Source organism: Bradyrhizobium liaoningense (assembly GCF_018130955.1).
In the GTDB taxonomy this organism is placed as follows: domain Bacteria; phylum Pseudomonadota; class Alphaproteobacteria; order Rhizobiales; family Xanthobacteraceae; genus Bradyrhizobium; species Bradyrhizobium liaoningense_C.
Genome location: NZ_JAFCJM010000010.1, coordinates 38,331 through 61,621 on the forward strand (window position 1 = coordinate 38,331; position 23,291 = coordinate 61,621).

The following is a 23,291-nucleotide window of genomic DNA, read 5'->3' on the forward strand; positions in this document are numbered from 1 at the left end:
ATTGAACCTTTTTCGGCTATCGCGCGTCCAAACGGGCATTGCCGAAGAAGGATTCTTGCTGTGCCCAATTTGCCCTGGCTCGTCTATGCGACGCTGCTTGCACCGCTCGGGCTCATTCTCATTGCCGCCGTCGTCAAGACCTGGCAGGTGCGCGAAGCCGCCCGCTGGCCGCAGACCATGGGCAAGGTCGTCACCTCGGCCGCAGAAGTGCGCGAGGTCCGCGTCTCCGACGACGAGCGCGAGGATGGCTATCGCATGGAGAGCCGCAACTTCGCCAACGTGACCTACGAATACACCGTTGCCGGCCGCAAGCAGCACTGCAACCGCATCTCGATCGGCGAGGACCTCGGCAATTTCCAGGTCGCCGAGAACCTTGCAAAATATCCGGCCGGCGCCATTGTCACCGTCTACTACAATCCGCGTCATCCCGATCAGGCGGTGCTCGAGCGCGACATGCCGAAGGGGCTGTGGGGCTGCCTCGGCATCGGCACGGCGATCGTGCTCGCGATCGTGTTCGGCTCGGCCTTCGGCCTCAACAAGAGCTATGAATACTTTGCGCACCATATCGGCCGGCCTGATCTCGCAGGCCTGGTCGTCGGCTTCGGCGCCTTCGGCCTTGTCATTGCGCTGATGGGGTGGGCGGTCCGGCGGCAGGCATCACTGGCGACGCGCTGGCCGGTGGTGCCGGGCACGATCAAGGTGTCGGAGATGGAAGAGTATCACCAGGCATCCGAACCCGACAGCACCGCGCGCGGCGCCGAGATGTTCGGCAAGCGCGTGTCCTACACCTACAGCTACCAGAACGTCAGCTACACCAATGAAGCGGCCCGCGTCGCCGCGAACACGCCGCAGGCCTCGAACAAGATGCTGGAGAAGCTGCTGGCGCGCTATCAGGACGGCGCCAGGGTCGACGTCCACGTCAATCCCGACAATCCGGCAGAGGCCAGCCTCGACCCTCGCGGCGGCGGCAAGATCGCCTATGTGCTGTGGGGCGTCGCCGCGATCTTCGCCGCGCTCGCGCTGTTCGTCGCCACGCGCGGCGGCTAAACCAACCCTTCTGCCCGCATCACCGCTGCGATCTCGCCAAAAATCCGCGCCAGACGCTCGGCCCATTGCTGCTGGCCGGACTGGTCGGTGATCAGATCCTGGCGGATCTCGATGCCGGTGTTGAAGAGGCCGCGCGCCTCGCCATGCACGGGGATGGTGTAGTCGGTGAGATCGCTCACCGCATAGGGCTCGTTGTCGCCGACGACGAGATCGCCCTCGGCGCGCAGGTGCTGCAACAGCAGCCGCGGCAGCACCGTGTCGCGATGATAGAGCGTACCGATGTGCCAGGGCCGCGCGACGCCGGCATAGACCGGGGTGAAGCTGTGCAGCGCCACCAGCACCGTCGGCCGCTTCGCATGCACGCGGGCGTCGATCACCGTGTTGATGCGCGCATGGTAGGGATCGAAAATCTCGTGTCGCCGCGCATCCCGCGCCTGTTCTGAAATCCCCTCATTGCCGGGAATCGTTGTTGCTTCGGAAATTACGGGGATCGAGCTCGCAACGCCCGGCGGACGGTTGCAGTCGATCACCAGCCGCGAATAGCGTTGTGCGACCAGATGCGCATCGAGCATTTTGGCGAGCCGCTCGGCGACGCCGGCAATGCCGATGTCCCAGGCGATGTGCCGCGTGAGTTCGCTCTCGCTGACCCCGAGATCGCCGAGCGCGCGCGGCAGAAGCCGCCCGTAATGATCCGCGGTGAGCAGAAAGGGCGAGCGCCCTTCTGCATTGGCCTCATGCACGGGGGGAATATCGTCACTATGGAGGAGTTGATGCGGCGCGTCGGTCGCGTCTAAAGCCATTCCGGTTGCCTATGGAAAATGCATGTGCCCTTAAAATTGGGCAGCCAACGCTATAGATTAGCCCGCCCAGAATCACCATGATTGTCTGACGATGCCGCTGCTCACGATTCACCACAAGACCGAATATCGCTATGACCGCCCGGTGGCGTTCGGCGAGCACAGCATCATGCTGCGCCCGCGCGACGGTCACGATCTGCGCGTGCTCGACTCGAGGCTCGAGATCGCGCCGGAGCCGATGTCGCTGCGCTGGATCCACGACGTGTTCGGCAACTCGGTGGCGATCGCCGGTTTCGACGAGCGCGCGGACCGGCTCACCTTCAACTGGCACGTCACGGTCGAGTACAATCCGGTGGAGGAGTTCGCGCTCACGCCTGACGATGCAGCCTATTTCTATCCCTTCGTCTATGACGATGAGGAATTCCCCGATCTCGTGCAGTACGTGACGCCGCAATATGCCGACCCCGACGGCGAGATCGCCGAATGGGCGCGCGCGTTCCTGGACGAGGAGGCGCCGACGCCGACGTTCAAGATTTTGAGTGGCATGACGCACGGCATCCGCAAGGCCTTCAAATATCGCAAGCGCCACGAGCAGGGCACGCAGCATCCGCTCGACACGCTGCAGACGCGCTCCGGCACCTGCCGCGACTATGCGCTGTTCATGATCGAGGCGCTGCGCCGGCTCGGCATCGCGGCGCGCTTCGTCTCCGGCTACATCTTCGTGCCCGAGGACCTCAAGGAGCGTCATGTCGGCGGCGGCTCGACCCATGCCTGGGTTCAGGTCTATTTGCCGAGTGCGGGCTGGATCGAGTTCGATCCGACCAACGGCATCGTCGGCACGCGCGACCTGATCCGCGTCGCGGTCGCCCGCGATCCCCGCCAGGCGATCCCGCTGCACGGCGTCTATATCGGCCCGGCCGACGCGTTCACGGAGATGGAGGTGAAGATCCGCGTCGAGGCTTGCGACGAAGAGCTGGAGACAGAGGATTCGTAGATGGACATCAAGGTCGGCTTCGAGATCACTTACGCAGCACCGCAGCCGACGCCGATGGTCATCATGCTCAACATCCATCCCTCGCGCGCAGCCGACATCGTCGGCGGGGAGACGATCGTCACTGAGCCCGACGTGCCGCTCCGCTTCTACCACGACAGTTTTGGCAATATCTGCGGCCGCCTCGTTGCGCCCGCCGGCGGCGTCACGCTGAAAGGCAGTGCGCTGGTGCGCGACACCGGGCTGCCGGACGAGGTGATGCCATCAGCGCAGCAGATGCCGATCGAAGAGCTGCCGAACGAGCTGCTGCTCTATCTGATGCCGAGCCGCTATTGCGAGACCGACAAGCTCACCGACATCGCCTGGTCGCTGTTCGCCAGGACGGAGCCCGGCTGGGAACGCGTCGCCGCCATCACCGAATTCGTGCATCGCCACGTCATCTTCGGCTACGAGCACGCCCATCACATGAAGTCAGCGCACGACGTCTACGAGCAGCGGAGCGGCGTCTGCCGCGATTTCGCGCATCTCGCCGTCGCGCTCTGCCGCTGCATGGGCATCCCGGCGCGTTACTGCACCGGCTATATGGGCGACATCGGCATTCCACCCGAGCCGTTCCCGATGGATTTTTCCGGCTGGTTCCAGGCGTATCTCTCCGGCAGATGGTTCACCTTCGATGCCCGCCACAACGTCCCGCGCATCGGCCGCATCCTGATGGCCACGGGCCGCGACGCCGCCGACGTCGCGCTGTCGACGAGCTTCGGCCGGATGGAGCTGAGGAAGTTTTTCGTAGTCAGCGATGAGGTGGTGACGGTGGGTTGAACCCACCCAAAGGTCATTGCGAGCGAAGCGAAGCAATCCAGAATCTTTCCGCGGATGCATTTCTGGATTGCTTCGCTTCGCTCGCAATGACGGGTATAGAGACCCCATGACCTCCGACCACCTCTTCGTCTACGGCACCTTGATGCGCGGCTTCGACCATCCGATGGCGCGGCTGCTTTCTGCGCACGCCGATTTCATCGGCAGCGCGACCTGCCGCGGCCGTCTCTATCTCATCAAGCATTATCCGGGCCTGCTGCTGTCGGATACGGCCTCAGACATCGTCCATGGCGAGCTGTTCCGCCTGCGCACGCCGGACGAACTCTTGCGCGAGTTCGACATGTACGAGGCCTGCGGCGAGGGCTTTTCCGAGCCGACGGAATATCTGCGCAGGCTGATCGACGTGACGCTCGCGGATGGCAGCGCCAACAAGGCCTGGACCTACCTCTACAACTGGCCCGTCACCGATCTGCCGCGTATCGAGTCCGGCCGCTTCCTGGAGCATTAGAGCATGATCCGGAAAAGTGTGTAGCGGTTTTCCGGAAAGATCATGCTCAAGACAAAGACCCTAAAGCGCGATGATCATCGCGCTTTAGGGCGTCAGCACCTCGCGCACCAGGCGGACGTCGACCTCGTGCTCGACATAAGCCCATTCCTCGGTCGTGCGCAGCATCGCCACCAGTTCCTCGAACAGCGAGGCGTCCGCCGGCGCGTATTCGAACCAAGTCAGGAAGTCGAAGGGCTCGCCGAGATCGCGGCAGTGATAGAGCTGCCGTGCGATGGCGGGGAGGAAGCGCATGCTGCTGGCGATGTGATGCGACTTGTCCTCGAAAATCGCGCGCCGCTCCTCGGGCGTGAGGTCCCACCAGGCCTGAGTCTTCCGGATCGGGATCAGCGCCGCGCTGGTCGCCTCGGGACGGCCGAGCCCGGCCTGCACGGCGACAAGCTTCTCCTTCTCGGCGCGTTCGGTGTAGCGCAAATGGCTGGCGACGCCCGCAAGCCGCCAGGCATTGCGCGAAGGCACCAGCGGCAGCGCGATGGCCTCGCCAGAGACCACCGACAGCGCCGGCACGAATGGCAGGGGATCGCCCTTGACGGGTGAGATCGAGGTGACCCGCCAACCCCCGCTCTGGCCGCCTCGAAAGGTTGTGAACATGGCGCTATCGAAGCGTGGAACAGGGCCGCAATCAAGCGCATCTAGTGCCAATAGCGGGGCTGTGCATAGGTCGAATAACTCGGATAAGCCCGACATTCCTGACTTCTCGTCAGGCCGTCCCTATATCCGTAGCCGTTCGCCCCGACTCACGTTGATTCGCGCTAGATTCAGAGCCCATGCGCTTCACGCCCCAATTCCTCGACGAGCTTCGTGCCCGGCTTTCGGTCTCCGAAGTCGTGGGCAAGCGCGTCAAGCTGAAGAAGGCGGGGCGGGAGTGGAAGGGGCTGTCGCCGTTTCAGCAAGAAAAGACGCCGTCCTTCTACGTCAACGACCAGAAGGGTTTTTACCACGACTTCTCCTCCGGCAAGCACGGCGACATCATCTCCTTCGTGATGGAGACCGACGGCCTGCCCTTCGCCGAAGCGGTCGAACGGCTGGCAGGCATGGCGGGATTGCCGCTGCCGGCGGCGACGCCCGATGCGGCGCGGCACGAGCAGCGCCGCCGCACGCTGCACGACGTCATGGAGCTCGCCGCGAAATTCTTCTCGGAGACGCTGGCCTCGCGCCTGGGAGCGAAAGCGCGCGGCTATCTCGCCGATCGTGCGATCTCGCCCGCCACCCAATTGCAGTTCCGCATCGGCTATGCGCCGCCGCCGCCCGAGCGCTTCGCGCTGAAGGAGCATCTCGGCAAGCAGGGCGTCTCCGTCGAGGACATGATCGAGACCGGCCTCTTGGTCGGCGGCGACGACATTCCCTTGCCCTATGATCGCTTCCGCGACCGCGTGATGTTTCCGATCACGGACTTGCGCGGCCGCGTCATCGCCTTCGGCGGGCGCGCGCTGGAGAAGGACGTCCCGGCCAAATATCTCAACTCGCCGGAGACGCCGCTCTTCCACAAGGGCGACAATCTCTACAACCACCCGACGGCGCGCAAAGCCACGCATGACGGCGCGCCCCTGATCGTGGTCGAGGGCTATGTCGACGTCATCGCCATGGTCACGGCGGGCTTTGCAGGCAGCGTGGCGCCGCTCGGCACCGCGCTCACCGAAAACCAGCTCGCGCTGCTCTGGAAGATGGCGGACGAGCCGATCCTCTGCTTCGACGGCGACAAGGCCGGGCAGAAGGCGGCCTATCGTGCCGCGGACCTGGCCTTGCCATTCCTCGCGCCGGGCAAGAGCCTCCGCTTCGCGCTCTTGCCGGAAGGGCAGGACCCCGACGATCTCGTCCGCTCCGGTGGCCGCGGCGCGGTCGAGGAGGTGCTCGCCGCCGCGCGCCCGCTCGCCGACATGATCTGGTCGCGCGAGCTGGAGGGCGGCAGCTTTGTCACGCCGGAGCGGCGCGCGGCGCTGGAAGCGCGCATCAACGAGCTCTCCAACGGCATCCGCGACGAGGTCGTGCGGCGCTACTATCGCCAGGATCTCGCTGAGCGCCTACAGCGCACCTTTGCGCCCGAGGGCGGGCGTGGCGGCAATTTTGCCGGCCGCGGCAATTTCAGAGGCAATGGCGGTCGGAATTTTCAGCCCCGCGCGGGTGGCGGTGGGCCGAATCGATTCGCAGGCCCAGGCCGCCGTGGCGGCCCGGTCCCCACCTCGTTACCGTCGGGGCCCTACCAGGCGGCGAGCCCCCAGCTCGCGGCAAGCCCGATCATGCGGGGACAGCGCAGCGCCGTTTCGCGCCGCGAGGCCCTGATCCTGCAGAGCCTGATCAACCACCCCTGGCTCCTGCACGAGCATCTCGAGGAAGTGGCCGCCCTCGAGCTCGCCCACCCCGAGGCGCACAAGCTCCGGGCCGGCATCATCGCCGCCTTCGCCAACGACCATCACCACAGCCCCGATCCGGGCGAGCAGGCCGAGAAGATGCGCGCCGACCTCGAGAAGGGCGGATTTATCCCGTTACTTCAAAGGGTTGAGCGATCCATCACGACCCCTGCGGTGTGGGGCGCGCGCGAGGGCGCGGCGCGCGATGACGTTTTGTCAACCTGGCATCAGCTCGTCGCCTTGCATCGGCAATGGCATTCCCTACTTAGGGAGTTGAAGGACGCCGAGCTGGCCTTGGGGGAAGACCCCAGCGAGGCCAATTTGGCATGGCTGCGGGACGTCAAGGCCAGGATGGCCGAGGTGGACGGCACCGAGGCCCTGATCGAGGGTTTTGGCGAGCTGTCGGGCCGGGTCCAGAAGAGCGTGTAATGAAGAATCATGCGGACGGGAGCGACCGGAACCGCAAAAAGACTCGCCAAATCCAAGGTTTGGCGGCAAAAACAGGGTTAATCGAGGCTTAACGTTACTGTAGCACTTTGGCCCCAGGCGGCCGCAGGCAAAAGGCGTCAGGAATAAATCCGCGCAATCGCTGTTGGTACTCAACCTGCATTCGCCGGCGACACGAAAGGTGCTCACGAAGCGTTAGGCAAATCCGGCGAGATAAGTTTGGGGGTGGCGAACGAACGTTTGCGCCGCCCTTTCTGTGTCGAGATCTGGCGAAGCGAGAGCGTCGAGCAACAGGTTCAGGTGAATTCAGGCAGGCGTGCTGCACGCCACCTGCATTGAAAGCGCGTTTCAGGAGCAATGGATGGCCACCAAGGCAAAGACGCTGCAGGCGAAGGACAAGGAAAAGGACGACAAGGCAGCGGACGCTCCTGAGAAGGATTCCCAGGACGCTCCCTCGCCCTTGCTCGATCTGTCCGACGCGGCAGTGAAGAAGATGATTAAGCAGGCCAAGAAGCGCGGCTTCGTGACCTTCGATCAGCTCAACGAAGTGCTGCCGTCCGACCAGACCTCGCCCGAACAGATCGAAGACATCATGTCGATGCTCTCTGACATGGGCATCAACGTCACCGAGGCCGACGACGCCGAGGGTGAGGAAGAGGAAAAGGATTCCTCGGACGACGATACCGACAACGAGCTCGTCGAGGTCACGCAGAAGGCCGTCACCGAGGTCAAGAAGAGCGAGCCGGGCGAGCGCACCGACGATCCCGTGCGCATGTATCTGCGCGAGATGGGCACGGTCGAGCTGCTCTCCCGCGAAGGCGAAATCGCGATCGCCAAGCGCATCGAGGCCGGCCGCGAGGCGATGATCGCGGGCCTCTGCGAAAGCCCGCTGACCTTCCAGGCCATCATCATCTGGCGCGATGAGCTCAACGAAGGCAAGATCTTCCTGCGCGACATCATCGATCTCGAAGCGACCTATGCCGGTCCCGACGCCAAGGGCGGCATGAACCCGCAGATGATCGGCGCGCCGAACGGCGAAGGCGGCGAGGCCGCCGCCAATGGCGGCGAAGCGACTGCCGCAGCTCCCGCGCATGTCGCGCCGCCCGCAGCGCCCCCGTCGCCGACCCCGTTCCGTGCCGCGCCTGCCGCCGGTGACGGCGAAGCCAGCGAGGAGAAGGATCCGGGCGAGGCCGCTGCCGAAGCCGACATGGACGACGACGAGTTCGAGAACCAGATGTCGCTTGCGGCGATCGAGGCCGAGCTCAAGCCGAAGGTCGTCGAGATCTTCGACAAGATCGCCGACAACTACAAGAAGCTGCGCAAGCTTCAGGAGCAGGACATCGCCAACCAGCTCCAGAACGAGTCGCTCTCGCCGCACCAGGAGCGAAAGTACAAGAAGCTGAAGGACGAGATCATCGTCGAGGTGAAGTCGCTGCGCCTCAACCAGGCGCGCATCGATTCACTGGTCGAGCAGCTCTACGACATTAACAAGCGCCTCGTGTCCCACGAGGGCCGCCTGATGCGCCTCGCCGACAGCCACGGCGTCGCCCGCGACGACTTCCTGCGCAACTACACGGGCTCGGAGCTCGATCCGCGCTGGCTCAACCGGGTGTCGAAACTTTCGGCCAAGGGCTGGAAGAACTTCGTCCATCACGAGAAGGACCGCATCAAGGACCTGCGCCACGAGGTGCATCAGCTCGCAGCGCTGACGGGTCTTGAGATCGGCGAATTCCGCAAGATCGTGCACTCCGTGCAGAAGGGCGAGCGCGAAGCACGCCAGGCCAAGAAGGAGATGGTGGAAGCCAACCTCCGCCTGGTGATCTCGATCGCCAAGAAATACACCAACCGCGGCCTGCAGTTCCTCGACCTGATCCAGGAAGGCAACATCGGCCTGATGAAGGCCGTCGACAAGTTCGAGTACCGCCGCGGCTACAAGTTCTCGACCTACGCCACCTGGTGGATCCGGCAGGCGATCACCCGGTCGATCGCCGACCAGGCGCGCACCATCCGCATCCCCGTGCACATGATCGAGACGATCAACAAGATCGTGCGCACGAGCCGCCAGATGCTCAACGAGATCGGCCGCGAGCCGACCCCGGAAGAGCTCGCCGAAAAACTCGGCATGCCCCTGGAGAAGGTGCGCAAGGTCCTCAAGATCGCCAAGGAGCCCTTGTCGCTCGAGACGCCCGTCGGTGACGAAGAGGATTCGCACCTCGGCGATTTCATCGAGGACAAGAACGCGATCCTCCCCATCGACGCCGCCATCCAGTCGAACCTGCGCGAGACCACCACGCGCGTGCTCGCCTCGCTCACCCCGCGCGAAGAGCGCGTGCTGCGCATGCGCTTCGGCATCGGCATGAACACCGACCACACGCTGGAAGAAGTCGGCCAGCAGTTCTCGGTCACCCGCGAACGCATCCGTCAGATCGAAGCGAAGGCGCTGCGGAAGCTGAAGCATCCGTCAAGGAGCCGGAAGCTGCGGAGCTTTTTGGATAACTAGTCACTTGTCATTGCCGGGCTTGACCCGGCAATCCATCAAAACGAAGCGGCGGGCGCAAGCCCGCCGTCTTTGTTTTGGACGCCTGTCCAGGTAGTCTGGCGAATTCGCAAATGACCGCCTGTCGGATAGGCTTCGGCGAGCGTTCGTCATTTGTTTAACGAATCTTGAAAGGAAGTTTTTCCACTAAAAGTTGCCGCGGCCAATGGGTAACCGAACCGTTAGCCCGTCTCGGTATCCTCGGAGGATGTTCGCCGACGCGCATCGTCGGTGGTGGCTTTCGGAACGATAGTTATGACCACGCGCATATTGTCGATAATTCTTGCGATTCTGATAGCATTCTTCATCGTTACCAACGCTGCGCCAACAGTACTCGTCGTCCTGGTGTTGTTTACGTTTGGTGTGGGCCTTCCGCTGCTCTATGCGAATACGGCTCTCATCTATCTGTTGGCTGCGGCGCCTGCCCTGATCCTGATGCGCTCGACACCGCGCAACTGGCGTCTGATTGCGCTCGCTGCCATTCCGCTTCCGGTCGTCGTGATCGGTGTGCCGCTACTGGCCGAGACGCTCACCGCGCGCCACATGCAGCACCATCTGTCCGGTGATGTCAGCGGGAGTTTTGCTGAGACGCCGAGGTCGGTCGAACTGGTCAGTGTCGCTCAATATTACGCGGACCTATCGAATCCCCCGAAGAGCGCGGGATGCGATACGCTGTGCCAGCGGCTTCTGCTGAGCAGGCGCGTGGACATCGTGCGCGTGACGCGAAAAACGACCGAGCGGTCCGTCGAGATTGATCATGTGATCGAACAGCGCGACACCTGCCCTGAAGCTTTCGGGCCCAATGAGGTGATGTTGCCCGAGACCAAGGACGCCCTGGTATCCGGCATCTGCTTCATCTCGCGTGTCGCGAGCGCTGAGCAAATGATGGCGCGGATCGAGATCGAGAACAGTAAGTTTCCAGAACCGCAAAATCTTGGCCAGGACTTTGCGCGGGCTGTTAGTGATGTGAGAAGTCTTCAGGTTCTGAAGATATCGGCGCCGTCCCCGGGCGGCTGGTCGCTCAAATTGCAGAAAACCCAGGTGATATTCTCGCACTGGATGATGCCGCTCAATCTCTTCTATGCGCCTTGCTATGGCGTCTGCATCGGTGCGCCCGTCTTTATGCGCTCGGAGCGCACCCTCAATAGCTTCGATCTCGTTGCCATCGCGTTGCAGACGTTGGGGATCGACAACCAAAAGCCGAATAAGCTTTTCAGCCCTGCAGACCGCGTCGTAACGATGCTCGATCGTGCCGGCGAACGCTTGACGGATAATCAGAAGCAACTCGTGACGGACTGGGTGATATCGCTGCAGTGCCAGAACGGGAAATGTCCGTTCGTCGCGGGCAAGGATGCGGAGGTCCTGTTGAAGCTGGTTCAAGACCGGCGTGTCAGAGATTTTCGCCTTATGGACAATATCATTGGGCGTAGCCGCGATGTCGTGGTCGATCATCTCGACCTGTTCCTCGACCAGATGGAAGCGCGCAGTGCCGATAGCAATTTTTCCGGCATGGTCGGGACAGTCATAGGCAGGCTGGATAGCAAAGATCTGTCTCCGCGAGGCGAGCGGATACTCGCGCTCATCATGAGCAGTGACTGGAGGTGGGTGGGAGGCATCGGTGCTGCATCCGGGCGCCTCGGCATTGACACCACCCAATTGATTTCGGAGCGACTGAGATGGCTCGAGGCATCCAAGACGGCGGCGTTGGCGGCCTGTAGGGCGGACGTCGCCATCGGCCAGAAGCTTGTGCCGGTCATGCTGGAATATTTGCGCGCTCGGCCGGTCTCGGACGGTACCGCGGATCAGGCCGCTCGCTACGTGACCAGAGGGTTGGCCCGCTTCGGGCATGCCGACGAAGCGAGGCAGATACTTCTGGACCGCTATCCAAAGCTGGACAGAACCGACCTGCCGCCGCAGAACACCACCGGTATCGTGCCCGATATGAATGTTTGCGGTTCGTAGTGGTGCTGTAACTGCCGGATCGAGATCGCGTTGCTGGAGAAGCACGTCAAGAGTTGAGCCCATCCGCCTCAACGCACCGGCCATTGGCATCTACCATCGCGGCCTATGCCCACCTCCCACCTCACCATCTACTACAACACCCGCTGCCCCGTCTGCGACGCCGGCATCGACTGGCAGCGCAACAAGCTGCTGGCGCTGGTGCGCGCGGGGACGGTCGAGTTCAGGGACATCAACGAGCAGCCCGATACGCTGGCGCAGTTTGGCGCCTCGCTCGACGACATCAGGCGCCGCCTGCATGCGACCGACGAGGCCGGCCGGCTCATCGTCGGCGCGGATGTTGCCGTTGCGCTGTGGTTGATAACGCCGGGGCAGGGGTGGCTTGCGGCGCTGTTCGGCAATCGCGTGGCGCTGCCGTTCACGCGGTTCTTCTATGACCGCTTTGCCGATCTGCTGTTTGCCTGGAACAAGCGGAGCGGGCGCTGGTGAGCACGCGCCTGGAGCATAGCGAGATCAAGTTCGGTTGCGAGCCCCGAAGGAGGTGCGCTCCCTCTCCCGCTTGCGGGGGAGGGCTGGGGAGGGGGTCTCTCAACAATCGAGACTCCCAATGCGGAGCGAGCCCCCACCCGGCGCTGCGCTATAGCCGAGGCTTCGCCTCGGCGTCTCTAAAGTGCACGGCCGCCGAAGGCGGCCTATGCCTCCCCCGCAAGCGGGAGAGGTTAAGCGAGCCCGTGGCCCAATCGATTCAATCTGAAGCGATCCCGCTTTAGGCCAAGCCTATTTCTTCTTCGCGCCGACCCGCTCGATCCGCTTGATCTCCAGCGCCGGCCGGCCCGACTTCTCGGCGATCTCGCGGTCCTGCTCCATGATGAAGCCGCGCGCGGGTTCGTCGCCGTCGAGGCCGGCGAGCAGCTCGGCGGGTACGCGGCGGTTGGAGCGTTGGGAATCGTCTTCATAGACGACGTTGAAAAAGGCGAACTCGCCTTTGGGGTTGGTTCCGGGTTTTTTGGCCATGGCCGCTTGTGGTCGACAAGGGCGCCACCGTCAAATGATATTGCAAATGATATTGCGCGTTTTCGGCGCGGAGCCCGCCTTCCGGAACTCCCCGCGCCATCGATCGACGAAAGCTGTTTGCCGGGGTCGAAGCCTCACGCGCCTCGAAACGAGGCCTTGCCTCAATAAACGGCGGGCCGAAAGCCCGCCGTTTATTGTTGGTCGCTCAGTGTCGTCCGGGGCTGGAGGAACGACAACCTTAAATAGAATACTACCGCCGTCGCCACGTGATTTGCAAGGGATTTGTGACAGCGCTTTGTGCAGTCGTTGAGAAGTGAACGCTGACACGGGTATTTGCCTTCGATCTCAGCAACTTTGCCTGGTGCGTCAAATTGGCTCGATTGCGCACGCGATCTCTGTCTTTGTCGCGAGAATTCAGTCGCGTCTCGCGTGTACGGGCAAACATCTGCGGGAGTTCCAGGTCCGCAACGAGCGTTGGCGTGCCGCCGCAAGTATTCTGGCGTGCTCTTTCGCGGATTGCCCGATGATCGTCTTTTACACCCGATTTGCCCGACGTGTCAAGCGAATTTCGGAAAATGCGCAAGTCGTCATGCCCGCATGCTTCGGCTACTTTGCATGGGGTTGTTTTGCGAGTTTTTGTTGTGAAGCGCCCGAACGCCAATCGAACCCGGTCTCATCGCGCTTTGGCGCGGCTCGGTTTCAGCCACCGCGTCGCCAGCCTCGTGCCTCCGCCGCCTTTGTCGTCATCGTCCTTGCGGCCCTGAGACATGATCGCGCTGCCCATCGCGGTCGAGCCGAAGGTGATGAGGAACGAACCGAGCAGGAGGAAGATCGCAACGCCTGGTGCGCGGTCGGCAAAGATCAGCTCGCGTAGATGGCCGGGATTGAGCAGCAGGAGGCCGCCGACGAGCAGCACGGCGGCGACAGCGCCGATCGCGAGGTTGATCGCAAGCAGGCGGAACAGCGGTGTGCGCAGCAGCGCGAAGCGGGCGGGCTTGTCCATGTCGTCGGGCATGGCGATGGTCTCAGACTTGCGCCATCGAGGTTAGCACCCACACGGGAAGCTGCAACCTCGTAGCGTGCATCTCTCTCCCTCGTCATTCCGGGGCGATGCGACGGGACCGCGCTACGCGCGGCCCTTGAGCATCGAACCCGGAATTCATTTAACCGCAGCGTTGGATGAGCAATGGATTCCGGGCTCGCCCTTTCGGGCGCCCCGGAATGACGAGGGGAGACATTTTTGGCGCTCGCTTCAAGCCCGCCGGCACAGCCCAGGCGTTCGTTGCGGTTGCGCGATTTGCGTGCGCGCACGGCTGCCCGGTCGCGTCGCTTTGACGGCCCTCCGGTTCCCGGGCATGATCGCATCAGCTTCGCGCAATGATTTGGGAAAAATCCGACATGCTGAGACTAGGTCTGGCCGTGGCCTCGCTTGTGCTCCTCGCCACGCCGTCCTTTGCCGCGCGCTGCGGCGGCGATTTCAACGCCTTCATCGCCGGCATGACCTCGGAGGCGCAGGCCGCCGGTGTCTCGGCTGGTGTGACCAGCGCGGCGTTGTCCGGCGTGACGCAGGACGGGAGCGTGCTCGCCTTCGACCGCCGCCAGCGCTACACCTTCAACAAGAGTTTTGAGCAGTACGTCGCGACCCGCGTCGGCGCCGGCCGCATCAATGGCGGCAAGGCAATGCTCCAGCGCCATGCCGCGCTGCTCTCGCGCATCGAGCAGAAGTTTGGCGTGCCCCGGCAGATCCTGGTCGCGATCTGGGGCCTGGAGAGCGATTTTGGCAAGGGCGACATCGGCAAGCTGCCGGTCGTCCGCACGCTTGCAACGCTCGCGCATGATTGCCGCCGCACCGAGCTGTTCCAGGGCGAGCTGCTCGCGGCGCTGAAGATCGTCCAGCGCGGCGACCTGCCGCTGCGCGACCTGATCGGCGCCTTTGCCGGCGAGATCGGCCAGACCCAGTTCCTGCCGTCGTCCTATATCAAATACGGCGTCGACTTCGACGGCGACGGCCGCGTCGACCTCCGTCACAGCGTCCCCGACGTGCTCGCCTCCACCGCGAACCTGCTGCACACCAGCGGCTTCAAGATGGGAGCGCCTTACGGCGAGGGCACCGCGAATTTCGAAGCCATGCGCGAATGGAACCGCGCGCTGATCTACCGCAAGACGATCGGGTATTTTGCGGACCGGTTGCGGGAGTGATCTTACCCTCCCCTCCAGGGGAGGGTGAAGATCTCACTTCCCCTGCGCCATCCTCTCCAGCCGCCGCTGCAATGGCGCCCAGTACGTGCCGGGGCGGAAGCGCTGCAAAAGGTCCATGAATCTCGCGTCGTTACCGATCAGGATGCGCGGCTCGTTGCCTTCGATCCCCTTGATGATGCGCAGCGCCGCCGCCTTCGGCGTGGTCTTGGCGGCGTTATCGAAGCGCTCGATCGATTGCGAGCGCCGTGCATTGTCGGTGACGCCGACCCCTGTGCGGGAATTGCGCACGATGCTGGTCGAGACCCCGCCGGGATGCACCACAGACAGCCTCACCGGGCTTTTCGCCACCGCGAGCTCGTGGCGCAGGCTCTCGGAGAAGCCGCGCACCGCGAATTTTGCCGCCGCATAGGCGGTTTGACCGGGCGGGGCGATGATGCCGAAGATCGAGGAGACGTTGACGATGTGCGCCTCGCCCTTCGTCTTCAGGTGCGGCAGGAAGGCGCGCGTGCCGTGCACCACGCCCCAGAAATTGATGTTGAACAGCCACTCCATCTGCGCCTGGTCGATCTCGTCGAACTGGCCGAGCAGCGCGACGCCGGCATTGTTGACGACGATGCTCAGCGCAGGGTGCGCCGCGATCGCGTCGGCTGCGAATCTCGTGATCTCGCTCGGTTCGCCGACATCGACGCGATGGAGGCTCACCTTGCGGCTGGTGCCGATCTCGGCCGCAACCGATTTCAGCCCGGCTTCGTCGCGGTCGGCAAGCGCGAGGTCGCAGCCGCGCTGGGCAAGCTCGATAGCCAGCGCGCGGCCGATGCCGCTCGCAGCTCCGGTGATGGCGGCGGCGCCGCGGATCGTGGTCATGTCAGCTCCAGGGGTCGAAGAAGGATCGAGGATTGGATCGAAGATTGGGAATTGGATCGCGAATTGATGCAGGCGAATGCGCGTCCATGCTGGACGCATTGGGTTCCCTCAACTTTCTCAATTTGGAACTGAACCGGCCAGCCCCCTCGGGCTTAATCCCACTCCTTTTTGACGACGATGTGCACGGAGGGACGACGCCCATGGGACAAGTCAGGCCATTTGGCGCGACCGCGCTCATCGTCGAGGACGATTCCATGCAGCGTGCGATGCTCTGCCTGCTGCTGGAGGAAAGCGGCTACCGCGTCATCGCCTGCGAGCGCGCGGAGGATGCGCAAGCCGTGCTCGAGGGGACCACCCAGGGGCTTTGTCTCCTGATGACGGACGTGCAGCTCGCGGGCCGCATGACCGGAGTCGAGCTCGCTCATGTCGCCAAGGCGCGCAATCCGCGGCTCGACGTCGTCGTCACCTCCGGCCGTCCCCTGACCCAGCCCTTGCCGGACGGCGCAAAGTTCTGGGCAAAGCCTTGGGCGCCGCTGGACGTGCTGCGCGAGGCCGAGATCGCCCAGCTGTCCTGACGGCTTCTTGAAGCGCCGGTCGCTTTCTTGGGGACGTAGGGAGTGGTAAGGGCAGGGCATGTCCTGGTCCTTCCTCGTCACCTCGCTGATCGTGGTCGCATCCCCCGGCACCGGCGTGCTCTACACACTCGCCTCTGCGCTCACGCGCGGCTCGCGGGCGAGCGTGGCGGCGGCCTTCGGCTGCACGCTCGGCATCGTGCCGCACATGACGGCGGCGATGCTCGGACTCGCCGCCGTGCTGCATACCAGCGCGCTCGCCTTCGCCGCGTTGAAATGGTGCGGGGTGGTCTACCTGCTCTACATGTCCTGGCAGGCGCTGCGCGAAACCGGCGTGCTTGCGGTGGAGGGACGGATCAAGGAGCGCTCGAGCCTGTCGGTGATCGTGACCGGCTTCCTGATCAACATCCTCAATCCAAAACTCTCGATCTTCTTTCTCGCCTTCCTGCCGCAGTTCGTCGCGCTCGACGATAGCCAGCCGCTGCTGCGGATGCTGGAGTTGAGCGGCGCCTTCATGGCGATGACGTTCGCAGTCTTCGTCGTCTATGGCCTGTTCGCGGCGTCTGTCCGCGAGCGCGTCATCTCCCGCCCGCGCGTGATGGCCTGGCTGCGCCGCAGCTTTGCCGCCGGTTTTGCCGCGCTCGGCGCCAGGCTGGCGTTCGCCGAGCGGTAGGCAATAAAAAAGCGGGCCCGTGCCCGCCGCCTTCAATCCGTCTGTCGATCCCGCTTTGACGCCCGGGCGGAGCGTGCTCCACCCGGGCAAAGAACAAGAAGTAGCGTTACTTCTTCTTGGCCTTCTTGGCCTTCTTCGCCTTTTTCGCCTTCTTCGCTTTCTTAGCCATAGTATCCTCTCAAGGGTTAATGGTGGAACGCGACACGAGGGATGCTCGGCGGAGGGCCAGCCTCGCAACATCCTCGACGCTAAACTCAGCAGATTCGCGAGCCGCTGCCCCGTGCTGTCACATCTGTGTCATTACGTTATCCACAGCTCAGATGCATTTTCGGGTGATTTTTGCGCGCGAATCCGGCGTGGCGGCGCGCGCACGCCGGGGACGGCGATCGCGATCGACATGCCTAACGATGTGCGAAGGCGGAACGATCGTTCATGAATCCAAAACCAAGGGGTGAGGTTTCGCAGATCGCGGTGAGACTCCGTTAAGCGCGCCGCGCGCATTGTTCTCGGCAAGAAAACGGGGATGGTTATGGTCGAACGGCTGCCAAATAACGGGGGCGGGACGGTGCGCGTCACGTGGTCGCCATGCTGAGCGTGCCGACACTGTGGACGGTGTTCGTCATCAACTTTCTGGCGCTGGGCCTGATCTGGGCCTACGTCACGCGCGCCTATCCCAAGCTCGAAGCAGCACGGTTCTGGGCCGCATCGGCCTTCGTCGGCGCGGGCGGCGCGATAACCGCATTGACCCGCCTGTACTTCGATTCCATGCCGCCGCTTCTGCTTGGCGGTGCCGGCGTGATCCTTGCCGCCTGCCTCGCGGCCATGGGCATCCGCCGCTTCTATGACCGGCCCGTCTCATGGCGGGCGACCGCGATGATCGTGGGCTCAAGCGTCGGCGCGATGGTCTTCTTCACCTTTGTCTACGAGAGCGTGCCGTTGCGCATGCTGTCCTATTCGCTGGGACAATCATTCCCGCTCGCAATGACAGTGAGACTGCTGTGGTCGGAGCGGGAAGGCCGGGCCGCACCGGGAGCGCGGCTCGCCGGCCTCGTCATCATCGCGATCACCGGCATCTACGCGGGACGGGCGATCGGCAACCTGCTTGGCGGTGACTTCTCGGCGTTGGGGGGCGGCCAAGCCAATGCCGTCGTCGTGCTCGGGCTTCTGTTCCTGTCGATGGCGCTCAATTTCGGCTTCCTGTTGATGGCGATGGACCGGCTGCGCAACGAGGTCGCCGACCTCGCACTGCTCGACGACCTCACCGGCGTCGCCAACCGGCGCCACCTGCTGCAGCGCCTGTCGGAGGAATGCGCCCGCTCGATGCGCAGCGGCGAGCCGTTCTCGCTGCTGGTGATCGACCTCGACGGCTTCAAGACCATCAACGACACCCATGGCCATGCCGCGGGCGATGCCTGCCTGCAGCATTTCACCCTGATGGCGCAGACCCGGCTCCGTCCCGGCGACATGCTCGCCCGCACCGGCGGCGACGAGTTCTGCGTCGTGCTGCCGTCGTCCAATCTGCATGAGGGCGCCGCGATCGCCCGCCGGGTGCTCGACGTCTGCCGCAGGGATGCCGAGACCTGCACCGGCGGCGATATCCCGATCGCGGTCTCGATCGGCGTCGCGCAATGGGACTATGCCGTCGGCCAGTATCCGGACCGGCTGATGGCCCATGCCGACCAGGCGCTTTACGCCGCCAAGAAGAACGGCAAGAACGACTACGCGGCCTACGATCCCGCACCGACGCTGCAGCCTGACGCGGTCCCGTCCGGCGTCGCGCGCGAGGTCGCCTGAACTGTGCTCAGGCGGGTGGGCCTCAAGGCGCGCTGAGGCCGGATATCGTCAATCGCCGAGCGGTCCATTTGAATCCCCGTCGGTCCCTTTCAGCAATTCGTATTTGATGCGCCGCATGCGCGCCTGGGCCTCGAGCGGCTTGCAATAGGCCGTCGAAGCGGCGAGCAAATCGATCGCCGCAAGGACGGCATAGCGCGATGCGGTCGGCTTGAGCGCATCGGGTGCTTCGGGCACGTACATCCCGAGCGCGATATCCGCGATTGAGGCCAGCCTGCTTTGCGGCTTGGTGATCGCAACAATCAGGCAGCCGTATTGCTTGGCGATGCTGGCTGCCTCGATCACCTCGATTGCCGCGCCGGTGGTCGAGATTGCAATGACGACATCGTCCCGGCCGAGCGTCGCGGCGATCATGCGCATCAATCTCGGATCGGAGGCGTGGGAGACGGCGACCCCGAGGCGAAAGAACCGGTTCTGAACCTCCGCCGCCGCAAGCGTCGAGCCGCCGCCCACGCCGAACGCGGCAAGTTTCGAGCAGCGGGAGATGGCTTCGGCTGCCTGCTCGATGTCCTCCTTCCGTAGCCCCTCCTCGGCGGCGGCGATTGCGCGGCGAATTTCCTGAAACACCGACCGCCAGAGAGCGGGGCGCGCCAAATCGGTCCCGACATGCGGGGGCGGTTCGACGTAAATCCGCCCGACCGCCATCGCTTGGGCCAGCCTGACCTTCAGCTCGCGGACGCCGCGGCAGCCGACGGAGCGGCTGAACCGGGTGACGGTCGGTTCGCTGACGCGCGCCCGACGGGCCAGTTCGGCATTGCTCGAGTGAATGGCGAACTCAACATCGGCAAGCAGCGCCGCGGCCACGCGTTGCTCCGATGGGCTGAGACTCGGAGCGCTCTGTCGGATGAACGAGATGATGTCGCCAGCGGCGAAATTGTCGCGACTTGGCGGCGTCGAGATCGGCGCCTGGGCGGCCTTCGCCCGCTGAATTCGCTTCGTACGCGGCATCGCCCGCCCTTCCTCAGGTCACATCAACCTGCGCCCCTGGCCAAGAAACAATCGTAAGAAACCTTCAGAGCCGACCTGGCGAGCATCGGAAGATTCGCGAAATTCGCCATTTTTCCCTTGAAACTTAGCATAATCTATATGTAACTTTCAAACAACGATAACGTACTGACGGTTGCTAGCAGCCGAGGGTACGCCCCTGCACAAAGAGGCAGGCGGCGCGAAGAAGTTGGGAGGGGCGATCATGAAATGCCGTCCAAGTGTCTTGATGCGTGCCGCCGTCGGCGCCGCCGCGTTGTTCCTGAACGCGCAGGCCAGCGCGGCCACCTTGCTGCGCGAAGCAACCGTTGGGGAGCCGCCCCCGCTCGATGTCATGCTGACGACTGCCGACGTCGCATCAGTCATCGGCCGCCACATCTTCGAGACGCTCTATGCGTGGGACTCGACTTATGTGCCGCGTCCGATGCTGGCCGACAGCGATCGCGAGGAAGACGGGGGCAGGACGATCGTCATCAAGCTCCGCGAGGATGTTCGCTTCCACAACGGCAAGGAGATGACCGCAAAGGACGTGGTCGCCTCGATGACGCGGTGGGGCAACTTCGGTGCGCGCGGCAAGCTCCTGATGGGGGCGGCCACGTCGGTCGAGGCAACCGGGAAGTATGAAGTCACCCTGAAATTGTCGGCCCCGAACGGCGCCTGGAAGAACCTCGTTGCGGACGTCAATGGTGGTCTCGCGATTTATCCGGAAGAAATCGCAGCCAATGCCGGAAATCGGCCGATTGAGCAGAAGGATTATATCGGCACCGGACCTTACAAGTTCGTGGAGTGGCGGCCGAACCGCCATGTCGAGGTGGAGAGGTTCGACGGCTACAAGCCGGTCAAGGAGAAAGGCGACGGCTTCGCTGGCGCCCGCGTCGCTTTCTTCGACAAGATCCGCTTCATTCCGGTGCCGGACGTCGGTACGCGCGTGAGCGGGGTACAAGCGGGCGACTATGACTACGCGGAAATGATCTCCGGCGACCTTTACGACTCCCTGAGCAAAGACGGGTCGGTTCAGGTGCAGCGCACGAATGCGCCGATCTTCGGCCTTTTCTTCATGAACTCGAAGCAGGGGATCCTGAAGGACAACTACAAGCTTCGCCGCGCCATCCAGACTGCACTGGACAAGTCGCAGGCCTTGCGCGTGGCGTTCGGCCCGAAGGACCTGTGGAGCGCGGAAGGGTCGATCTATCCCAAAGGCACGCCCTGGCACTCGATGGAAGGCGTCAGCGGTTACAGTCCGCATGATCCGAAGAAGGCCAAGGAACTCGCGAAGGAGGCGGACTACACGGGGACGCCGATCCGCCTTCTGGTCTCGACGAACTATCAGGCGCATTACGACGAAGCGTCCGTCTTCACCCGCCAGCTGGCCGATGCCGGAATCAACGTGCAAATGATGGTCGTCGATTGGGCGACCCTTCTGAAGATGCGAGGCCAGCCAGAACAATGGGACATCTTTGTCACCCACCATTCGTTCTCGCCTGACCCGCTGCTCTTCACCTTCCTCAATGCGAGCTATCCCGGCTGGTGGGACAGCCCCGAGATCAACTCGCTTCGGGCCGAGTTGATCAAATCGTCCGATCAGACCGCGCGCAAGGCGACGTGGGACAAGATCCAGTCGCTGATCTACGAACAGGTGCCGGTCATGAAAGTGGGCGACGCCTACACCTACGACATCGCTTCTCCCAAGCTCAAGGGATTGAACCCGAACGGTCCGGTCTTCTGGAATGTCACCGCGAAATAGGGGCGAGCGATGAGGCCGCGAGGGGTGTCGAGCGCCGGCATCGGCGCGCATCATTGGCGCTGATCAGTCGCACAATCACATGTGGTCGTATGCACTCAAGCGCGCGGGAACGACGGCGGTGACGCTCTTGGCGGCGTCCGTCATCATCTTCGCCTTCATCCATGTCGTGCCGGGTGATCCCATCTATGTTCTGCTCGGCGATACCGCGACTCCCGATCAGATCGACGCCTTGCGGCACCAACTCGGTCTCGATCAGCCGATCATCGTTCAATACGTGAGCTGGATGGGCCATGTGCTCGAGGGCGACCTCGGACGTTCGATCTTCTTCCAGGCGCCGGTGCTTTCGGTCATTGCCGATGGCGCCGAAACCAGCATCCTGCTCGCCACCATGACGATGATCTGGGTCGCGATCATCGGCGTGCCGATCGGCATGATCGCGGCGGTCCGGCACGGCACATGGCTCGACCAGGGGCTGTCCGGCGCGGCGATGCTGATGGCCTCGATACCCACGTTCTGGGTCGGGCTCTATCTGATCCTGATCTTTGCCGCGTGGCTTGGCTGGTTTCCGAGTTCCGGCTATCCGTCGGTGTTCGAAGGCGGCGCCGTCAATCTCCGCTACCTCGTCCTTCCCAGCCTGGCGCTTGCGGCGCCGAATGCCGCGCTGATTCTGCGGCTGACGCGCGCCAGCATGCTCGATGTCTCCCGCGAGGATTACGTGCGCACCGCGCGCGCGAAGGGCATCAGGCCCTGGCAGGTCGTGCGCCGGCACATCCTGCGCAACGCTCTCTTGGCGGTGGTGTCGGCGTTCGGCTTCACCTTCGCGGCGCTGCTATCCGAAGCGGTGGTGACCGAAACTGTGTTTGCCCTGCCCGGCATCGGCCGCCTCGTCGTTCAGTCGATCCTGCGCCGGGACTACCCGGTGATCCAGGGCGTCATCCTGGTCATCGTCGTCGTATATCTCCTGATCAATCTGATCGTCGACCTGAGCTACCGTCTGCTCGATCCGCGGGTCGAACTCCAATGAGTCGCGACGCCGCGATCCTTTGGCTCAAGCCGTTCGTCGCCCGCCCGATCGCGCTGGCGGGGCTCGGCATCCTTCTGGCGACAGTGTTCGCTGCCGCCTTCGCACCCTGGCTGTCGCCTTATGATCCCTATGCCATCGATCCGCCGATCCGCCTGACGCCTCCGGGCCTGGCCCATTGGTTCGGCACCGACCAGTTCGGCCGGGATACCCTGTCACGCACCATCCACTCGGCGCGCATGGCGCTGCTGATCGGCTCGGGCGTGGTCGTCTTCGCGCTCGCGACCGGAGTGCCGATCGGGGTGCTTTCAGCCTTGTTCCCCCGGCTCGGCCACGTGCTGATGCGCATGGTCGACGTGCTGATGGCCTTCCCGACCCTGCTGCTCGCACTCGGGCTGATCGTCATCCTGGCTCCAAGCGTGGCCAATGCCATTCTGGCCATCGGCCTCGGCTACATGACGACGACGACGCGCATCGTATACGGCCTGACGCTGCGCTTGCGTGCGGAAACCTATGTCGAGGCGGCGCGCAGCATGGGCGCCGGGACGACATGGCTCATCGGCAGGCACATTCTGCCGAACCTGATCTCGCCGCTCCTCGTGCAGGCGAGCTTCGTCTTCGCTTTCGCGCAGCTTGGCGCGGCCTCGCTCGATTTTCTGGGCCTCGGGGCTCCGCCGGAGATTCCGAGCTGGGGCAACATGCTGGCGGAATCGCGCACCTTCATCACCCGCGCCCCGTGGCTGCTCTTTTTCCCGGGCATGATGATCGTGGCGACGGCATTTTCTCTGAATCTGGTTGGCGATGCACTGCGCGATCGACTCGATCCGCGGTTCCGTCAGGTCTTTGGCGAGAAGGGCTAGACC

21 protein-coding genes are annotated in these 23,291 nt (G+C 63.6%); 15 read left to right on the forward strand and 6 right to left on the reverse strand.

What is annotated here, in order from left to right; translation table 11 throughout:
- Window positions 1-60 precede the first annotated feature (60 nt).
- A complete protein-coding gene (locus tag JQ632_RS10865) occupies window positions 61-1,047 on the forward strand; it encodes a DUF3592 domain-containing protein (protein ID WP_212402303.1) in 987 nt (328 codons plus the stop codon).
- Here JQ632_RS10865 and JQ632_RS10870 read toward each other — a convergent pair.
- Window positions 1,044-1,847 (reverse strand): N-formylglutamate amidohydrolase, encoded by an 804-nt coding sequence (locus tag JQ632_RS10870; protein ID WP_212402304.1) that lies wholly within the window; start codon window positions 1,845-1,847, stop codon window positions 1,044-1,046. The two genes, JQ632_RS10865 and JQ632_RS10870, sit on opposite strands and share 4 nt — an antisense overlap.
- Before the next feature lie 91 nt (window positions 1,848-1,938).
- Here JQ632_RS10870 and JQ632_RS10875 point away from each other — a divergent pair, with 91 nt between their 5' ends.
- The 3 genes from JQ632_RS10875 (at window position 1,939) to JQ632_RS10885 (ending at window position 4,159) form a co-directional block, all read left to right on the forward strand.
- Window positions 1,939-2,838 (forward strand): transglutaminase family protein, encoded by a 900-nt coding sequence (locus tag JQ632_RS10875; protein ID WP_212402305.1) that lies wholly within the window; start codon window positions 1,939-1,941, stop codon window positions 2,836-2,838.
- On the forward strand, window positions 2,839-3,654 hold the full coding sequence (locus tag JQ632_RS10880) for a transglutaminase family protein (RefSeq protein WP_212402306.1): 816 nt from the start codon (window positions 2,839-2,841) through the stop codon (window positions 3,652-3,654). It abuts the gene before it with no gap.
- A 106-nt stretch (window positions 3,655-3,760) separates the two neighbouring features.
- Entirely contained in the window at window positions 3,761-4,159 is a 399-nt protein-coding gene (locus tag JQ632_RS10885) for a gamma-glutamylcyclotransferase (protein WP_212402307.1), read from the forward strand.
- 84 nt (window positions 4,160-4,243) lie between these two features.
- Here JQ632_RS10885 and JQ632_RS10890 read toward each other — a convergent pair whose 3' ends face one another.
- Window positions 4,244-4,807: a chlorite dismutase family protein gene (locus JQ632_RS10890; RefSeq protein WP_212402308.1), complete on the reverse strand. Its 564-nt coding sequence runs from the start codon at window positions 4,805-4,807 to the stop codon at window positions 4,244-4,246.
- A gap of 176 nt (window positions 4,808-4,983) precedes the next feature.
- Here JQ632_RS10890 and dnaG point away from each other — a divergent pair, with 176 nt between their 5' ends.
- The 4 genes from dnaG (at window position 4,984) to JQ632_RS10910 (ending at window position 11,995) form a co-directional block, all read left to right on the forward strand.
- On the forward strand, window positions 4,984-6,993 hold the full coding sequence (dnaG, locus tag JQ632_RS10895) for a DNA primase (protein ID WP_212402309.1): 2,010 nt from the start codon (window positions 4,984-4,986) through the stop codon (window positions 6,991-6,993).
- A gap of 379 nt (window positions 6,994-7,372) precedes the next feature.
- Window positions 7,373-9,511 (forward strand): RNA polymerase sigma factor RpoD, encoded by a 2,139-nt coding sequence (rpoD, locus tag JQ632_RS10900; protein ID WP_212402310.1) that lies wholly within the window; start codon window positions 7,373-7,375, stop codon window positions 9,509-9,511.
- Window positions 9,512-9,802: 291 nt separating this feature from the next.
- Window positions 9,803-11,509, forward strand: a complete 1,707-nt coding sequence (locus JQ632_RS10905) for a hypothetical protein (protein ID WP_212402311.1) — start codon at window positions 9,803-9,805, stop codon at window positions 11,507-11,509.
- A 105-nt stretch (window positions 11,510-11,614) separates the two neighbouring features.
- A complete protein-coding gene (locus JQ632_RS10910; RefSeq protein ID WP_212402312.1) occupies window positions 11,615-11,995 on the forward strand; it encodes a thiol-disulfide oxidoreductase DCC family protein in 381 nt (126 codons plus the stop codon).
- A 288-nt stretch (window positions 11,996-12,283) separates the two neighbouring features.
- Here JQ632_RS10910 and JQ632_RS10915 read toward each other — a convergent pair whose 3' ends face one another.
- Window positions 12,284-12,520 carry a hypothetical protein gene (locus JQ632_RS10915; RefSeq protein WP_212402313.1) on the reverse strand — a complete coding sequence of 79 codons (237 nt, stop codon included), beginning with the start codon at window positions 12,518-12,520 and terminating at the stop codon, window positions 12,284-12,286.
- Between the two features lie 673 nt (window positions 12,521-13,193).
- Window positions 13,194-13,535, reverse strand: a complete 342-nt coding sequence (locus tag JQ632_RS10920) for a hypothetical protein (protein WP_212402314.1) — start codon at window positions 13,533-13,535, stop codon at window positions 13,194-13,196.
- Between the two features lie 383 nt (window positions 13,536-13,918).
- Between JQ632_RS10920 and JQ632_RS10925 the strand changes: the two genes are divergently transcribed.
- Window positions 13,919-14,719, forward strand: coding sequence for a lytic murein transglycosylase (locus tag JQ632_RS10925; RefSeq protein WP_212402315.1), 801 nt, complete (start codon window positions 13,919-13,921; stop codon window positions 14,717-14,719).
- A 33-nt stretch (window positions 14,720-14,752) separates the two neighbouring features.
- Here the strand turns inward: JQ632_RS10925 and JQ632_RS10930 are convergent, their stop codons facing one another.
- A complete protein-coding gene (locus tag JQ632_RS10930; protein ID WP_212402316.1) occupies window positions 14,753-15,583 on the reverse strand; it encodes an SDR family oxidoreductase in 831 nt (276 codons plus the stop codon).
- Between the two features lie 200 nt (window positions 15,584-15,783).
- Here JQ632_RS10930 and JQ632_RS10935 point away from each other — a divergent pair, with 200 nt between their 5' ends.
- The 3 genes from JQ632_RS10935 to JQ632_RS10945 all read left to right on the forward strand — a co-directional run bounded on the left by JQ632_RS10935 (window position 15,784) and on the right by JQ632_RS10945 (window position 18,622).
- Window positions 15,784-16,158 carry a response regulator gene (locus tag JQ632_RS10935; RefSeq protein WP_212402317.1) on the forward strand — a complete coding sequence of 125 codons (375 nt, stop codon included), beginning with the start codon at window positions 15,784-15,786 and terminating at the stop codon, window positions 16,156-16,158.
- Window positions 16,159-16,216: 58 nt separating this feature from the next.
- On the forward strand, window positions 16,217-16,828 hold the full coding sequence (locus JQ632_RS10940) for a LysE family translocator (RefSeq protein ID WP_212402318.1): 612 nt from the start codon (window positions 16,217-16,219) through the stop codon (window positions 16,826-16,828).
- 585 nt (window positions 16,829-17,413) lie between these two features.
- Window positions 17,414-18,622 (forward strand): GGDEF domain-containing protein, encoded by a 1,209-nt coding sequence (locus tag JQ632_RS10945; RefSeq protein WP_212402438.1) that lies wholly within the window; start codon window positions 17,414-17,416, stop codon window positions 18,620-18,622.
- Between the two features lie 48 nt (window positions 18,623-18,670).
- Here the strand turns inward: JQ632_RS10945 and JQ632_RS10950 are convergent, their stop codons facing one another.
- Window positions 18,671-19,627 carry a MurR/RpiR family transcriptional regulator gene (locus JQ632_RS10950; RefSeq protein ID WP_212402319.1) on the reverse strand — a complete coding sequence of 319 codons (957 nt, stop codon included), beginning with the start codon at window positions 19,625-19,627 and terminating at the stop codon, window positions 18,671-18,673.
- A gap of 241 nt (window positions 19,628-19,868) precedes the next feature.
- Here JQ632_RS10950 and JQ632_RS10955 point away from each other — a divergent pair, with 241 nt between their 5' ends.
- The 3 genes from JQ632_RS10955 (at window position 19,869) to JQ632_RS10965 (ending at window position 23,288) form a co-directional block, all read left to right on the forward strand.
- On the forward strand, window positions 19,869-21,407 hold the full coding sequence (locus JQ632_RS10955; RefSeq protein ID WP_212402320.1) for an ABC transporter substrate-binding protein: 1,539 nt from the start codon (window positions 19,869-19,871) through the stop codon (window positions 21,405-21,407).
- Window positions 21,408-21,486: 79 nt separating this feature from the next.
- Window positions 21,487-22,431, forward strand: a complete 945-nt coding sequence (locus JQ632_RS10960; RefSeq protein ID WP_212402321.1) for an ABC transporter permease — start codon at window positions 21,487-21,489, stop codon at window positions 22,429-22,431.
- Complete coding sequence (locus JQ632_RS10965; RefSeq protein WP_212402322.1) at window positions 22,428-23,288, forward strand: ABC transporter permease; 861 nt, start codon at window positions 22,428-22,430, stop codon at window positions 23,286-23,288. Before JQ632_RS10960 ends, JQ632_RS10965 begins: the two co-directional genes overlap by 4 nt.
- Window positions 23,289-23,291: the final 3 nt, after the last annotated feature.

Excerpts from the sequence above, each read along its gene's own strand:
- JQ632_RS10870 (WP_212402304.1), bottom strand. The coding sequence starts at position 1,847 with ATGGCTTTAGACGCGACCGACGCGCCGCATCAACTCCTCCATAGTGAC.
- JQ632_RS10875 (WP_212402305.1), top strand. The coding sequence starts at position 1,939 with ATGCCGCTGCTCACGATTCACCACAAGACCGAATATCGCTATGACCGC.
- JQ632_RS10880 (WP_212402306.1), top strand. The coding sequence starts at position 2,839 with ATGGACATCAAGGTCGGCTTCGAGATCACTTACGCAGCACCGCAGCCG.
- JQ632_RS10885 (WP_212402307.1), top strand. The coding sequence starts at position 3,761 with ATGACCTCCGACCACCTCTTCGTCTACGGCACCTTGATGCGCGGCTTC.
- JQ632_RS10890 (WP_212402308.1), bottom strand. The coding sequence starts at position 4,807 with ATGTTCACAACCTTTCGAGGCGGCCAGAGCGGGGGTTGGCGGGTCACC.
- dnaG (WP_212402309.1), top strand. The coding sequence starts at position 4,984 with ATGCGCTTCACGCCCCAATTCCTCGACGAGCTTCGTGCCCGGCTTTCG.
- rpoD (WP_212402310.1), top strand. The coding sequence starts at position 7,373 with ATGGCCACCAAGGCAAAGACGCTGCAGGCGAAGGACAAGGAAAAGGAC.
- JQ632_RS10905 (WP_212402311.1), top strand. The coding sequence starts at position 9,803 with ATGACCACGCGCATATTGTCGATAATTCTTGCGATTCTGATAGCATTC.
- JQ632_RS10910 (WP_212402312.1), top strand. The coding sequence starts at position 11,615 with ATGCCCACCTCCCACCTCACCATCTACTACAACACCCGCTGCCCCGTC.
- JQ632_RS10915 (WP_212402313.1), bottom strand. The coding sequence starts at position 12,520 with ATGGCCAAAAAACCCGGAACCAACCCCAAAGGCGAGTTCGCCTTTTTC.
- JQ632_RS10920 (WP_212402314.1), bottom strand. The coding sequence starts at position 13,535 with ATGCCCGACGACATGGACAAGCCCGCCCGCTTCGCGCTGCTGCGCACA.
- JQ632_RS10925 (WP_212402315.1), top strand. The coding sequence starts at position 13,919 with ATGCTGAGACTAGGTCTGGCCGTGGCCTCGCTTGTGCTCCTCGCCACG.
- JQ632_RS10930 (WP_212402316.1), bottom strand. The coding sequence starts at position 15,583 with ATGACCACGATCCGCGGCGCCGCCGCCATCACCGGAGCTGCGAGCGGC.
- JQ632_RS10935 (WP_212402317.1), top strand. The coding sequence starts at position 15,784 with ATGGGACAAGTCAGGCCATTTGGCGCGACCGCGCTCATCGTCGAGGAC.
- JQ632_RS10940 (WP_212402318.1), top strand. The coding sequence starts at position 16,217 with ATGTCCTGGTCCTTCCTCGTCACCTCGCTGATCGTGGTCGCATCCCCC.
- JQ632_RS10945 (WP_212402438.1), top strand. The coding sequence starts at position 17,414 with ATGCTGAGCGTGCCGACACTGTGGACGGTGTTCGTCATCAACTTTCTG.
- JQ632_RS10950 (WP_212402319.1), bottom strand. The coding sequence starts at position 19,627 with ATGCCGCGTACGAAGCGAATTCAGCGGGCGAAGGCCGCCCAGGCGCCG.
- JQ632_RS10955 (WP_212402320.1), top strand. The coding sequence starts at position 19,869 with ATGAAATGCCGTCCAAGTGTCTTGATGCGTGCCGCCGTCGGCGCCGCC.
- JQ632_RS10960 (WP_212402321.1), top strand. The coding sequence starts at position 21,487 with ATGTGGTCGTATGCACTCAAGCGCGCGGGAACGACGGCGGTGACGCTC.
- JQ632_RS10965 (WP_212402322.1), top strand. The coding sequence starts at position 22,428 with ATGAGTCGCGACGCCGCGATCCTTTGGCTCAAGCCGTTCGTCGCCCGC.